At 44.9% G+C, this 14,675-nt stretch carries 13 protein-coding genes; 3 read left to right on the top strand and 10 right to left on the bottom strand.

What is annotated here, in order from left to right; translation table 11 throughout:
* Window positions 1-31 precede the first annotated feature (31 nt).
* The 10 genes from FS818_RS22780 to rpmH all read right to left on the bottom strand — a co-directional run bounded on the left by FS818_RS22780 (window position 32) and on the right by rpmH (window position 10,073).
* Window positions 32-880: a ParB/RepB/Spo0J family partition protein gene (locus FS818_RS22780; RefSeq protein WP_145334989.1), complete on the bottom strand. Its 849-nt coding sequence runs from the start codon at window positions 878-880 to the stop codon at window positions 32-34.
* Complete coding sequence (locus tag FS818_RS22775; protein ID WP_090923627.1) at window positions 873-1,634, bottom strand: ParA family protein; 762 nt, start codon at window positions 1,632-1,634, stop codon at window positions 873-875. The genes FS818_RS22780 and FS818_RS22775 overlap by 8 nt, the downstream gene beginning before the upstream one ends.
* A gap of 190 nt (window positions 1,635-1,824) precedes the next feature.
* The gene (noc, locus tag FS818_RS22770) at window positions 1,825-2,643 is read right to left on the bottom strand and encodes a nucleoid occlusion protein (RefSeq protein ID WP_090923596.1); all 819 of its coding nucleotides are present in this window, start codon (window positions 2,641-2,643) and stop codon (window positions 1,825-1,827) included.
* Between the two features lie 728 nt (window positions 2,644-3,371).
* Window positions 3,372-4,094 carry a 16S rRNA (guanine(527)-N(7))-methyltransferase RsmG gene (rsmG, locus tag FS818_RS22765; RefSeq protein ID WP_145334987.1) on the bottom strand — a complete coding sequence of 241 codons (723 nt, stop codon included), beginning with the start codon at window positions 4,092-4,094 and terminating at the stop codon, window positions 3,372-3,374.
* Window positions 4,094-5,983, bottom strand: coding sequence for a tRNA uridine-5-carboxymethylaminomethyl(34) synthesis enzyme MnmG (gene mnmG, locus FS818_RS22760; RefSeq protein ID WP_145334985.1), 1,890 nt, complete (start codon window positions 5,981-5,983; stop codon window positions 4,094-4,096). Before mnmG ends, rsmG begins: the two co-directional genes overlap by 1 nt.
* A 142-nt stretch (window positions 5,984-6,125) precedes the next feature.
* A complete protein-coding gene (gene mnmE / locus FS818_RS22755; protein WP_145334983.1) occupies window positions 6,126-7,502 on the bottom strand; it encodes a tRNA uridine-5-carboxymethylaminomethyl(34) synthesis GTPase MnmE in 1,377 nt (458 codons plus the stop codon).
* Between the two features lie 166 nt (window positions 7,503-7,668).
* Window positions 7,669-8,370, bottom strand: a complete 702-nt coding sequence (gene jag / locus FS818_RS22750) for an RNA-binding cell elongation regulator Jag/EloR (protein WP_145334981.1) — start codon at window positions 8,368-8,370, stop codon at window positions 7,669-7,671.
* Entirely contained in the window at window positions 8,367-9,245 is an 879-nt protein-coding gene (locus FS818_RS22745) for a YidC/Oxa1 family membrane protein insertase (protein ID WP_123066993.1), read from the bottom strand. Before FS818_RS22745 ends, jag begins: the two co-directional genes overlap by 4 nt.
* Before the next feature lie 74 nt (window positions 9,246-9,319).
* Window positions 9,320-9,670 carry a ribonuclease P protein component gene (rnpA, locus tag FS818_RS22740; RefSeq protein ID WP_145334979.1) on the bottom strand — a complete coding sequence of 117 codons (351 nt, stop codon included), beginning with the start codon at window positions 9,668-9,670 and terminating at the stop codon, window positions 9,320-9,322.
* 268 nt (window positions 9,671-9,938) lie between these two features.
* Entirely contained in the window at window positions 9,939-10,073 is a 135-nt protein-coding gene (rpmH, locus tag FS818_RS22735) for a 50S ribosomal protein L34 (RefSeq protein WP_019914530.1), read from the bottom strand.
* Between the two features lie 639 nt (window positions 10,074-10,712).
* Here rpmH and FS818_RS22730 point away from each other — a divergent pair.
* From FS818_RS22730 to gntK, 3 genes are all read left to right on the top strand, one after another.
* Complete coding sequence (locus tag FS818_RS22730; RefSeq protein WP_145334977.1) at window positions 10,713-11,387, top strand: GntR family transcriptional regulator; 675 nt, start codon at window positions 10,713-10,715, stop codon at window positions 11,385-11,387.
* 292 nt (window positions 11,388-11,679) lie between these two features.
* Window positions 11,680-13,041 (top strand): GntT/GntP/DsdX family permease, encoded by a 1,362-nt coding sequence (locus FS818_RS22725; RefSeq protein ID WP_145334975.1) that lies wholly within the window; start codon window positions 11,680-11,682, stop codon window positions 13,039-13,041.
* Window positions 13,042-13,094: 53 nt separating this feature from the next.
* The gene (gntK, locus tag FS818_RS22720; RefSeq protein ID WP_145334973.1) at window positions 13,095-14,642 is read left to right on the top strand and encodes a gluconokinase; all 1,548 of its coding nucleotides are present in this window, start codon (window positions 13,095-13,097) and stop codon (window positions 14,640-14,642) included.
* The last annotated feature ends 33 nt before the right edge of the window (window positions 14,643-14,675 follow it).

Here is a 14,675-nt window from a genome sequence, read left to right as displayed (position 1 = left end):
TCTGCATGTTGTTAATGATGCATCCGAGTTGTTATTGCAACAGTTCTAATAACCGTTCGAGATCTTGTTTGCTATAGTAGTTGAGCTCTATTTTACCTTTATCTTTCTGACCATGTTTAATTTTCACTGTCGTTTTGAATCGTTCCCGCAGTGACTCTTCCAAGGTGTCGATAAACGGATCTTTCTTCTTTAGCTTGGCCTTAGCCTTCAATTCACCTGTTTTGGAACGATCAAGTTGCTGCACTGCTTCTTCCAGCTCACGTACACTCCATTGCTGATCAATGGATTGCTTAGCTAGCTGTTTGACCAGATTCTCGTCCTTCACACCAACAATGGCACGTGCATGTCCCATTGACAATGTTCCACGTGAAACATGATCCTTTACTTCCTCTGGCAAAGCCAGCAATCGCAAAAAGTTAGCGATGTGAGAGCGTGATTTACCGACCTTCACGGACAACTCTTCTTGGGTCAAAGAGAACTGATCCATTAATCCCTGATAGGCTACTGCCAGTTCCATTGCATTCAGATTCTCCCGTTGCAGGTTCTCAATCAGGGCTATTTCCATCACCTGCTGATCATTAAACGTACGAACAACAGCTGGTATAGTCGCATTACCACAATACTGTGATGCCCTAAACCTGCGCTCGCCTGCAATAATCTCATATCCTCGAAGTACAGGACGAACGATAATGGGTTGGATTACGCCGTGTTGCCGGATCGATTCCGCAAGTTCATGTATTGCTTCCTCATCAAATGCTTTACGCGGCTGATAAGGGTTAGCCCGCAGTTGACTAATCGGGATTTCTACGACTTTATCATCGTCATTAATTGAAAGCGAAGGAATTAGGGCATCTAGTCCTTTTCCAAGCCGCTTACTCATAAGAAATCACTTCCTTTGCGAGCTCTAGATACACTTCCGCTCCTCGGGAACGGGGATCATACGTAATAATGGATTGCCCGTGAGATGGTGCCTCACTCAGCCGTACATTACGCGGAATAATCGTTTGATATACCTTTTGCTGAAAATACTTCTTCACTTCTTCTATAACTTGAATGCCAAGATTCGTCCGAGCATCAAACATCGTCAGTAATACGCCTTCAATCTGAAGAGAAGTGTTTAAATGTTTTTGCACCAGCCGAACCGTATTCAGTAATTGGCTTAGCCCTTCCAATGCATAGTACTCACACTGAATCGGAATAATCACGGAATCGGAGGCAGTTAGTGAGTTAATTGTCAACATTCCGAGCGATGGCGGGCAGTCAATAAGAATATAATCATAATTATTTCTCACTTGTGCGAGCGCCTTTTTCAGACGAACTTCTCGCGATATGGTGGATACCAATTCGATCTCGGCTCCGGCAAGTTGAATCGTTGCAGGTATGATATGAAGTCCCTCAATTTGTGTCTCCGCGATTGCCTCTTGGGGAGGCACATCATTAATCAGAACATCATATATACAATTCGCCACATCTGCTTTATTAATTCCGACTCCACTCGTTGTATTTCCTTGGGGGTCAATATCGACAAGCAGTACCTTTTTTCCAAGTGAAGCAAGTCCTGCTCCCAAGTTAACCGATGTCGTTGTTTTCCCCACACCGCCCTTTTGATTTGCTACGGCCATAATCTTAGACAATACCTTCACCTCAAATAAAATAGGAGTCTTTTCTTGTAGGTTGTGAGTTACAGTTAACAATAAGCAGGCGGCCACCGTCCACAAGAACAACAACTACCGTTTCCTTAACAGAACGATTTGTTCCCTTCACGTCGCATGAAAAACGGACTATATAGACAGAAAAAGCGGCCATTGCCGCCTTAAGCTTCAATTATTTGCGTTTTGGAATATGAATAACAATTTCGTAGTGATCCTCATGATCCGCTTCTTTTGTTTTGATATCCATACCTGAACCTGTTACCATATCAATGGATTGACGAATCGTGTTAAGTGCCAGTCTTACATCCTTCGTAAAGGATATCCGTTTGGATTTTTTAATCTTGGATGCTTCCTTATAAAAAGCAACACGTACCTCCGTCTGCTTCACATTCAATTCCTTATCGATAATCTCGCCCAGCAATTTCAATTGCAGTTCTTCCGTATCCAGCGACAACAAGGCTCTTGCGTGACGTTCAGATATTTTGCGCTCCATTAAGGCTGTTTTTACACCTTCTGGAAGATTCAACAACCGAATCTTATTAGCAATGGTAGATTGGCTTTTACCAAGTCGTTGGGCAAGGCTCTCCTGTGTCAACTGATGCAAATCAATCAACTTTTGGTAGGCAACCGCTTCCTCAATCGAGGTTAAACCTTCACGTTGCAAGTTCTCAATTAAAGCAATGGATGCGGCTTGAGAGTCGTTGAATTCACGCACAATGGCCGGGATATGCTCAAGGCCCAGTTTGCGAACAGCACGCCAGCGACGTTCCCCAGCGATTATCTCATATGATCCATTGCGAACCCGAACAACAATAGGTTGAATAACGCCATGTGTTCTGATCGTTTGCAGTAACTCATCAATTTTATCATCATCAAAAATAGTACGGGGTTGATATGGGCTACTCACAATTTCGTTAACCGGAACCTGTTTAATCTCATCTCCGTTATTGCGCTCCGCCAAACCAAACAACTTCGAAAATTGTTCTTTCATTCCGTAGATTACCACCTAGTTTCGTAATAGCTCCCACATGAGCAGGTGCTTCTTATTCCATAAGCGAGACTTCATACTCATCGTTCCTGAAATAAGTTATGCCATTCATATTGCCCTGCTGCGAAACAGCATCAAATGCTTAACCATCTATTGATATGAACTAATCTAAGATCACTGTTTACGCAGGAACTGATACTTCTATTCTATCATCTTTTTCACCATAATCCTATGTTTACCTATTCTTTAAAAGAATCAAATTTTCCTGCTTTTTTATCCGGTTTATTAGGAAAATAAAATGAATGACTCCCTATATAAGTTGAACTAAATATGTTTACACGGAGCACTCCGACGACAGAATAACCTTCCCATCGCTGTTATCCCCGGATTTTTTTGATTCCCTTTTCTAAGGGGAAAAATCCGATGATAAGCTTATGCTTCCGATGTAGCTTTCTTGCAGAAAGCTTTTAGCCGACCGCTTCGCTTTTTCAGTTTTTTTCTGTCCTCTCCGTTTCTGTGTAAATAAAAATAGTTCAACTTATATAGATCCTGATGAACTAAAATTATTACTTGTCCTAATTTTGTATATTAAAATCTCATCGTATAAATTTAATATAACGCGTTTCTATTTTAGAAAACACAAAAAAATAGAGAATGTTTCACGTGAAACATCCTCTATTTCCATCTGGTCATTCAACACGTTATTATGTTTTTATCCTTATGTCACAATACTACACGAGTGGAGTTTTAAGTGGTGTCCCCGGTTTACGTGGATACTTATGTGGTGTCTTGTCAAACTTCTGAATCAAAATGATATGACGTTCTGATTCCTCCACCGGTAACTGGAATGGATGAACAGCCTTCACCCGTCCTCTCAGCTGATTAAAGCTGAACTCTGCTTCTTTCATTTCCTCCCGCGGGTCTCCACCCTTCATCGCAGCGAACATACCGCTTTTACGTACAAAAGGAAGACAGAATTCATTCAGCACTGCGAGCTTGGCTACCGCACGTGCAGTAACCAGATCATAGCTATCCCGGTATCCTTCTTTGCGGCCCAGCTCCTCAGCACGACCATGGATTAATTCGACCTGCTCCAGACCAAGTGTATCCACTACATGCTGTAAGAAACCAATGCGTTTATTCAATGAGTCAATAATTGTAAGCTGGATATGTGGAAAACAAATCTTAAGCGGGATTCCCGGGAACCCTGCTCCTGATCCGATGTCAGCCAGCTTGTTTACTTTGGTCATATCCGTATAAAACGCTAACGATACCGAATCATAAAAATGTTTGGTATATACCTGCTCACGGTCTGTAATGCCGGTAAGATTCATTTTTTCATTCCAGGAGACAAGTTCTTTATAGTACAATTCGAACTGCTCCAGCTGGAGTTCTCCCACTTCCAGGCCATGCTCCTTCAAGCGTTGTTGCAACTGCTGTTGAATATCGTCCATTATTGTCCCCTTGCTGCGGTAACGCGGTTATAATGCTCCAGGTAGACAAGCAAAATGGAAATATCCGCAGGTGTAACACCCGCAATACGAGATGCCTGACCAATAGAGATTGGACGGATCTTTGCAAGCTTTTGCTTGGCTTCCATTGCAAGACCATGAATCTCATCGTATACGATCGTGTCTGGAATTTTCTTTTTCTCCATTTTCAGCAAACGTTCTACATGGATCAATTGTTTCTCTATATATCCTGCATATTTGATCTGAATTTCAACCTGTTCCTTCATATCAGCTGTCAGTTCCACTTCGGAAGGAGAAATCTGTTCTATCCAGTCATAGCCAATCTCAGGACGGCGCATCAGATTCAGCAATGTACTTCCATCTTGGATCGGTGTAGAACCAATCTCTTCAAGTTTGGCATTAACCTCAACCGGACGCACTTTTGCCTCTTTCAGACGCGCAATCTCCTGCTCGACTTTTGCTTTTTTGTCCAAGAAAGCCTCATAACGTTCATTAGTGATCAGTCCAATGTCATGACCAATCTCGGTAAGGCGCATATCTGCATTGTCATGACGAAGCAGCAAACGATACTCGGCACGAGAGGTCAACAAACGGTAGGGCTCATTCGTGCCTTTGGTAACGAGATCATCAATGAGTACACCGATATAACCTTGGGAACGATCAAGCACAATAGCCTCTTTGCCTTGCACTTTACGTGCTGCATTGATACCAGCCATGACTCCTTGTCCTGCAGCTTCCTCGTATCCGGATGTACCATTGATCTGACCCGCTGTGAACAGTCCAGGCAGACGTTTTGTTTCCAGAGATGGCCATAATTGCGTTGGCACCATCGCATCGTATTCTATGGCATAACCGTTACGCATCATTTCGACTTTTTCCATTCCCGGAATGGAACGAAGAACAGCCAGCTGTACATCCTCTGGCAAACTTGTAGATAAACCCTGTACGTAATACTCAGATGTATTTTTGCCCTCCGGCTCCAGGAAAATTTGATGCTTCGGCTTATCGCTGAAACGTACAATTTTATCCTCAATGGATGGGCAGTAACGCGGCCCTGTTCCTTCAATTACACCAGAGAACATCGGTGCACGATGCAGATTATCATTAATAATCTGATGTGTTTCCACAGATGTATACGTCAGCCAGCATGGTAGTTGCTCATTTGTAGAGGATTTTGTCTCATAGGAAAAGAACTTCGGCTCATCATCACCGGGCTGAATTTCAGTTTTGCTAAAATCAATCGTATCCTTATGCACACGCGGTGGTGTACCCGTTTTGAAACGTACAAGCTCAAAGCCCAGCTCACGCAAATGCTCTGACAATTTAAGGGATGGCTGTTGATTGTTTGGTCCACTTTCATACATCAGCTCTCCCATAATGACTTTACCGCGCAGATATGTGCCTGTTGTCAGCACTACAGCTTTGGCACGATATTCTGTACCTGTTTGGGTGACAACTCCGACACACTGACCGTCCTCAACAATTAGACGATCCACCATACCCTGACGCATGGTCAGATTAGGTTCTTTCTCCATCGTTTCTTTCATTGTATGCTGATAAGAGAACTTATCCGCTTGTGCACGTAGCGCATGGACGGCAGGTCCTTTACCCGTATTTAACATCCGCATCTGGATAAAGGTTTTGTCAATATTCCGGCCCATTTCCCCGCCCAGTGCATCGATTTCCCGTACAACGTGTCCTTTTGCCGGCCCACCAATGGATGGGTTACAAGGCATGAACGCCACCATGTCGAGGTTAATCGTAATCATCAGCGTTTTTGAACCCATTCGGGCTGCTGCAAGAGCTGACTCTACCCCGGCATGTCCTGCTCCAACGACAATAACATCATAACTGCCGCCATCAAAAGCCATGTGTATTACCTCCTTATTTTGCGTTATCTATATGAAAACCAACACTTCCTGGCAACAACATCATTCCATCCTTTGACAACGGGCAGAAATTGTACCTTCCCATCATACACAACCATTTCATTGAAAGAAACGGGTTAATGATTTACTTTCCTAGGCAGAACTGGGAGAAAATCTGATCTATTAATGCATCATGTGCTGTATCCCCCACGATCTCTCCAAGCTGCTCCCATGCCAAACGAACATCGATCTGGATCATATCAATCGGAACAAACTGATCCGCAGCCTCATACGCATCGATTAGAGATTGCTTCGCCTTTTTCAATAAGGCAATGTGACGAACGTTACTTACATACGTCAAGTCAGCAGACTCCAGCTTTCCACTGAAAAACAGCGTCGAGATGGCATCTTCCAATCGATCAACGCCCAGATCATCCTTCACCGACATCGGAACAAGCCGCTCCTCCGGAATGTAACGGAGCAGGACGTCACGGTCAATCTGTGGCGCTAAGTCCATTTTATTCATAATGATAATTGATTGTCTACCGCGGATTTGTTCCAGCAACTCAATCTCATCCTGATGAAGCGGCTCAGCCGCATTCACAACCATCAGAATCAGATCCGCATCATTGACAGCTGAACGTGAGCGCTCGACCCCAATCTTCTCAACGACGTCCATAGTCTCCCGAATCCCTGCTGTATCGAGCAATTTCAAAGGAATATTGTTTATTGTAATAAATTCCTCAATGACATCCCGGGTCGTGCCCGGAATATCAGTTACAATGGCCCGGTTATCTTGCGCAAGTGTATTCATTAAAGAGGATTTACCTACATTAGGTCTTCCAACGATTGCTGTCGTGATACCTTCACGTAATATTTTTCCTTGTTCTGCTGTCGTGAGCAACTTATCGATCTCAGCCATAACCTCGTTGGATTTTTCTTTTATAAATTCGGACGTTAATGATTCCACATCATGCTCAGGATAATCGATATTTACTTCGATATGAGCCAGTGTCTCTACCAATGTATATCTCAAATCACGCAACTTGGAGGAGAGTTTACCTTCTACCTGCTTCAGTGCTACTGAGAAAGCACGATCCGACTTTGAACGAATCAGATCCATGACCCCTTCTGCTTGGGACAAGTCAATTCGTCCATTGAGGAAAGCGCGTTTCGTAAATTCACCCGGTTCAGCCAAACGGATGTTCAGCTGCAGTAGCAGATCCATCACCCGCTTAACAGATACGACACCACCATGTGCACTAATCTCAACAACATCCTCTGTGGTGAAGGAACGAGGCGCACGCATCACTGTGACCAGTACCTCTTCAACCTTTTCCCCATGGCCGGGATCTATAATGTGACCGTAATGAACCGTATGGGAAGGTGCCTGAGTCAAAGGTGTTTTGCTGCGGAAAATCTTTTCTGTCTCGGTCACCGCATCCGGCCCGCTGACGCGAATAACGGCTATGCCGGCTTCACCAACCGCCGTAGATATGGCTGTAATCGTATCGCTAATCATTGTGATCTCTCCCTACTCTCTATAATGAAGTTGTCATCCATCCCATTCCGGAGAACGCCAACACATATTCAACTCTATGGGTACACTACCTATTGCATATGCTTCGGTACGAAAAAAGCAATGGCTTCTGCACCGGGCAGGCAGCCATTGCGTCATCAATTGCGTGTTATTTCAACGTAATAACCACACGCCGATTGGGCTCTTCGCCCTTACTTAAGGTCTTAATCTGCGGGTGATTTTGCAGTTTGGCATGAATCACTTTACGTTCAAGCGGAGGCATCGGCTCTAGCACAACTTCCTTACCTGTACGAATGGCTTGTCCAGCCAACCGTTCAGCCAGATCCTCAAGCGTTTTCCGCCGGCGCTGACGGAAGTTCTCCGCATCAAGTACGATGCGAACGAAGCTTTCCGAGTACCGATTGGCTACGATATTGGTCAAATACTGAAGAGCATCTAGCGTCTGTCCACGTCTGCCAATAATCATGCCGAGGTCTTCCCCGGAAATATTGAAGATATGACCATCCCGCTGTTTCTTGATATGCACTTCCACATCCAACCCCATACCTGCCGCAACCTCTTTCAAAAACGCAGCTGCTTCTTCATAGGGATTATGGACTGCTACACCCTCAAGTAATGCTTCAATCTCAGGTTCAGGTGTGGCTGGTTTGATCGGCTGCGGTGCAGCTTCGGGTACGGACAACAAGCTCAATTCAACTTTAGCAGCCTTCACCCCGAACAAACCCAGGAATCCTTTTGACGGCTGCTCTAAAACTTGTATCTCGACCTTGTCCCGGCTCACGCCAAGCTCAGCCAATCCTTGGTTTACAGCATCTTCAACGGTTTTTCCTGACGTAATGACTGTGGTCATTTCGATTTTTTGGCCCCTTTCGACCCTTTCCCAGAGACGGTTGCCTTGCCACCGTTTTTGCGTTTAGCTCCATTTTTGGAAGAGCTGCTTTGCTTCACGTTGACCTCGGCCACAACTTTATCATTATTCCGGTAAAGGAAATAGTTTTGCACGATCGTGTAGATATTACTGTAGAACCAGTAAAGCGGCAACGCTGAAGGGAACTGATACGACATAACAAAAATCAAAATCGGATATACCCACAGCATGAACTGCATTGGGCCGATCTGCTGTGCAGGATTCATACGCATCATCATCCACGTTTGGATGAATGTCGTGATGGCAGCCAGCACTGGCAAAATAAACAGGTGATCCGGTGAGCCCAGTTGGAGCCACAAGAAATCATGCGTTCTCAGACTGGAGTTTCCGTAAATGGAGTTATACAGTGCGATGTAAATCGGCATCTGAATGATAAGAGGCAGACAGCCAGCCATCGGGTTAACCTTGTTCTCCTGAAACAATTTCATCGTTTCTTGCTGTACTTTCTCAGGTGTATCTTTATACTTGGCTTGAATCTCCTTCAGCTGCGGCTGAATAGCCTGCATCGCTTTGGAGCTGCGGACCTGTTTCATCGTCAATGGTAAAATCAATGTCCGTACAATAAGCACCATCACCAGGACAGCCAGTCCATATTCACCATTAAACCAGTTGGCGAATGTATCGAGCGCCAGTGAGAACCAGTACACGACATTGGCTTGCCAGAATGATTCACTATTCTTCAGATCTTCCGTTGTAACTCCTGCACCTTGTGGAGTACATCCGGCGAGTACAGTGACCATTGCAATGACTGCAATGAGGAGAATCCACTTCCCCTTAGATGTCTTCAATCGCGACACTTCATAACCCCTCTCTTAACCATTCCATTCCACCGTAAATCATACCATAATTAGGAGGACAAATAAACCGAAGCTTACCGCTTACACGACTTCAATAGAGATGCCTTACGCATCACATGCAACAGACTTTTCTCCATTTCCTTATAGGGCATGCCTAATGCACCTTTGCGGACGATGAAAATCAAATCCATCTGCGTAACAATCTCTTGTTCATGATGACGTACAATTTCCTTGATCATGCGTCTCATCCGGTTACGCACGACAGCGTTTCCTATCTTTTTGCTGCAGGATACGCCCACCCGGAATTGTTCGGTATCTTTACGGCGGCAGCCATACACCACGAATTGATGATTGGCAAACGATTTCCCAAACCGATATACACGGCTAAAGTCCGCACGGTTTCGCAGACGCAGTCTTTTATACACGGCGCTTCTCCTTGCTGTCCTTCATCAACGTTATTGACGGAGGTATCATTACTAATTTAGTATAGGCTTTCTTGATCGACGGTAAACCGTCTTGGCGGCAACTTGTATATAAGGAAAGTTTCTGAAAAAGAGAAACTTATCCAACAATTATGATTAGCTAACTGGTAAGCTTCCTCACAGCCTGTAAAGCAATGAATTACACTATATAACCAGCCTGAATAATCCCGTTTTAAGAAAAAAAAGACCACCTCGGTGGTCTTCAGATGCATTAAGCACTCAGGACTTTACGGCCTTTCAGGCGACGTGCAGCCAAAACTTTACGGCCGTTTTTTGTGCTCATTCTTTTACGGAAACCATGAACTTTTTTACGCTTGCTAACGTTCGGTTTGAATGTAGGTCTCAATGTATTGCACCTCCTTACAAGGAAATACTTATGTGATGAATCCTTTTCATCTTCACAGAAAACACCTTTATATATTTAACCACGTCCAATTGGAAAAGTCAACTGAAAAGCGACGCCCCTCTCCCTCTTTTTCATATGCTTTCCAGTGCTCAAAAAACATGCCACCGAATCATGGACTTTTCTCTCCCAGTATATAGCCACATAATCATCAAGAAAAAGTTATCCCCAATCTCCGAAAAAGTGCTGATTTTTCCTCATCTCCCGTTATCCACACCTCTGACAATCTGCCCATAAAATCTACGTCCTTGTTTTAAGTTATTCACATGTGGATAAAGAATAATAGGTTAAAGTCCGAAAAAATAACGCTTGATGTATCCGCTTCACTGTACAGGTTTACAACGTTTTGAGAAAGGTGTAGGATGGAAATCAGCATCTTGTATACAAGTATACCTTTTGTTTTTTACCGTTTTATTTCGGTCCAATCGACAACCTATGAATGTGTTATTAGAACAGCGCACGTTACTTCTAACGTATACATTCCGTAATTTGGGCTTTACGACAATAGTTCGAGTTCTGAGGTGTAGCATACTGTGTTATGATTCTAACGTACGGATTATTTAATTTAGGAGCGTTAGCCATATGCAATTTCCATCTTCCTGGCTTCAAGGAGCATCTCGCGGTGAGGCCATAGCTTGCGAATTAAGGCTGAGAATCATCAACGGAACCCTTAGGCCTGGGGAAATTTTGTCGGAAAATCGAATTGCTGCTGATTTTGACAGTAGCCGCTCGCCTGTTCGCGAAGCATTGAGAACGTTGTCAAACGAAGGACTGATTCGGCTTGAACGGATGGGCGTTGTCATCCTGGGCCTCAATATGAAGGATGTCGAAGAACTGTATGATGTACGTTTTCTCATTGAAAGCTTTGTACAGCAACGACTAGCGGCCGATGTGCCTCCAGCTCTAATCACGCAACTGAGCAATATCATCGACAAGATGCAGCTCGCTGGCAAACATCAAGATGCTGTCGAATTTGCTTATCAGGATCTTACGTTTCACGAAACCATTGTCGAAGCAGCTACCCATTCCCGTATCTCACACCTGTGGAAGAGCATCAGATATGTCGTGATGACGGTCATGCTACTTACTACGCGTAGAGTGTTTGCCCAAGGTGAGTCTAAAGTAAGCGCTGTAATTGAAAAACACCGCTCCCTTGCAACTGCTCTGGAATCAGGGGACAAAGCTCTGATCCAGCACGGGGTACGCACATATTTTAAAGACTCTGGCCAAACGTTACACGAAAGCTTTGAATTTTGAACTTGAGTTCTTACAGCATACCGATGTCAGAAATCTTGGTATTTGTTAGAACCGAAAGCGTTGCGTACAGATTTCTTATGAGTGACGGTAGAGTTGGCAATCAATCCAGCGTCAAGGACGTGAATGATTGCCACATAACTTGTCGACAAGTATACAAAATGCGATTTTATTCATTTTTCGGACATGATAAGGGTAGTTTGCTTCTCTACATTGTTATCAGATCATCAAGATGCTAATTTTTTATTGCTTATATTGTAAGCGTTTATCCCCAAGAAAAAGGAGTAATCACATCATGAGCACGATTTTCGGATTATCCCATAATGCTACATTGCTGATCTGGACGTTGATCGCCATCATCTTCCTGATCCTCTTAATCTCCAAATATAAATGGAACCCCTTTATCACCCTTTTATTATCTGCGTTAATGCTAGGCTTGCTTGCAGGTATGAAGCCAGCTGATGTCATTTCCTCCATTACGGGCGGACTTGGTGGTACTTTAGGCACAATCGCTATCGTTATCGGACTTGGCACCATGCTTGGTAAAATGATGGCTGAATCTGGCGGTGCCGAGCAGATTGCGACGACCCTTGTTGACCGATTCGGTGTGAAACGTGTGCACTGGGCCATGATGATTGTTGGATTCATTGTAGGTATTCCTGTTTTCTTTGAAGTCGGCGTCATTCTAATGATTCCGATCATCTTCACGGTAGCCCGCAAAACCAATATGTCCCTGCTTCAGATCGGGATTCCTATTTTGGCCGGCCTCTCCACAGTTCATGGGCTTGTTCCGCCACATCCGGCACCGATGATTGCCATTGAAGCCTTCAATGCGGACCTGGGAAAAACGATTCTATACTCTTTGATTGTGGGCATCCCTACTGCGATTATTGCTGGACCGGTATTCGGTAAATTTATCGGCAAAAGAATTCACACCGAAGCACCAGCTGAACTCGCTGAACAGTTCTCGGCTAAGAAAACAAGCAATTTGCCCGGATTTGGCATTACATTGTTTACGATTCTACTGCCCGTCATTCTGATGCTGATCGGCTCCATTGCGAACATCGTTGATCCTGATGCAACAAGTGCATTTACCATTTTTAGCGAGTTTATCGGCAATGAGATTATTGCATTGTTAATCTCTGTGGTCTTTGCCCTCTTTTCACTCGGCTTTGCCCGCGGATTTACCAAACATGAACTTTCCCGCTTCACCAGTGAATGTCTGGCCCCTACAGCTACCATTATTCTCATTATTGGAGGCGGCGGTGCCTTCAAACAGGTGTTGATTAACAGCGGCGTGGGTAATGCCATTGCAGAATTCGCCACCAATGCACACATTAACGTGATCCTGTTTGCCTGGCTTGTAGCTGCACTGATTCGTGTCGCTACCGGTTCAGCTACGGTTGCGATGACCACAGCTGCTGGTATTGTTGCTCCAGTGCTCGCTCTTACGCCAGGAGCTAACATTGAGCTGGTTGTACTTGCTACGGGTGCAGGCTCCCTTGTACTTTCCCATGTTAATGATGCAGGCTTCTGGATGATCAAGGAGTTCTTCAATATGAGTGTTGCTCAGACACTCAAGACGTGGACTGTTATGGAAACACTACTTTCTGTGGTTGGACTGATCTTTATTTTGCTACTAAGTACAGTGGTGTGATTGGACGCTAACATCATTTTTCTCATATAAAAAATCGAAAGAAGGACGAACGAATGACCAACTATATGATTGGAATCGATATTGGAACAACCAGCACTAAATCCGTGTTATTCACAGAGCAAGGCGAGGTGGTCACAACCTCTACTCAGGAATATCCGCTCTATACTCCCGCTCCGGATGTTGCAGAACAAGACCCGGATGAGATTGTGCAAGCAGCCATTAGCTCGGTACGCGGCGTGATGACCCAGAGCGGAGTTTCCGCTAACCAGGTTCTCTTCGTATCCTGCAGTTCAGCCATGCACAGTGTCATCGCCATGGATCAAAACGATCATCCGCTGACGCGCTGCATCACCTGGGCTGACAATCGAAGCGCAGCTTGGTCCGACAAGCTGCAAGAAAATGGTGTCGGTCATCAGATCTATCTACGTACAGGCACCCCCATTCATCCGATGTCGCCCCTGACCAAATTGATGTGGATGCGTCATGAGGAGCCAGAACTGTTCGAACGTGCGGTAAAGTTTATTTCGATTAAAGAGTACCTTTTCTTACGTCTATTTGGGCAATATGTCGTCGATCATTCCATCGCTTCCTGTACGGGGCTGCTGAATCTCGAACAACTGGACTGGGATGAGGAAGCACTGGACATCGCAGGGATTACTCCGAATCATCTATCAAAGCTTGTACCAACGACTTATACAATAGAGGGATTGCATGTTGAATGGGCTGAAAAAATGTCTCTTTCCCCCTCCACGCCTTTTGTAATCGGCGCAAGTGACGGGGTACTATCCAACCTTGGCGTTAACGCCATCAAACCGGGCATCGTCGCCGCAACCATCGGCACGAGTGGAGCCATTCGTACTGTCGTTGATCGCCCTGTGACCGATCCGAAAGGCCGTACCTTCTGTTATGCCCTGACGGAAAAACTATGGGTTGTAGGTGGGCCCGTGAATAACGGTGGAATGCTTTTCCGCTGGGTACGGGATGAGTTTGCCGCGTCGGAAGTGGAAACAGCGAAACGCCTCGGCATCAACTCTTATGATGTACTAACCAAAATTGCAGAACGTGTTCCGCCCGGCTCCGAAGGGCTGTTATTCCATCCGTACCTCTCAGGCGAACGTGCTCCACTCTGGAATCCAGATGCCCGTGGCTCCTTTTTTGGTCTGACCCTCCATCATAAGAAGGAGCACATGATTCGCGCAGTACTTGAGGGAGTTATTTTCAACCTCTATACCGTTCTGCTTGCCATGGAGGAACAGATCGGGCAACCTACCTCTATTCAGGCTACGGGTGGATTTGCACGTTCGCCGTTGTGGCGGCAGATGATGTCCGACATCTTTAATCAGGAAGTCGTTGTGCCTGAGAGTTTTGAAAGTTCATGTCTCGGTGCTGTTGTTCTCGGTCTATATGCTACAGGACGAACCAAGTCCCTTGATGCCGTTTCTTCTATGGTAGGCACAACTCATCGGCATACACCCATCAAAGAACATGCCTCCCTCTATAAAGAATTACTGCCGATCTACATTCGAATTTCGCGCAAACTGGAAGATGAATACGCGGACATTGCTGCATTCCAACGCAAAATGTCTATGCTTCATATATAAGTAGAGGAAGACCCGTAGCCAATATGGTTGCGG

This window comes from Paenibacillus xylanexedens (assembly GCF_007680605.1).
GTDB classification, from domain to species: domain Bacteria; phylum Bacillota; class Bacilli; order Paenibacillales; family Paenibacillaceae; genus Paenibacillus; species Paenibacillus xylanexedens_B.
The sequence above is the reverse complement of the archived record's forward strand: the minus strand, read 5'-3'. Positions and strand labels throughout refer to the sequence as shown.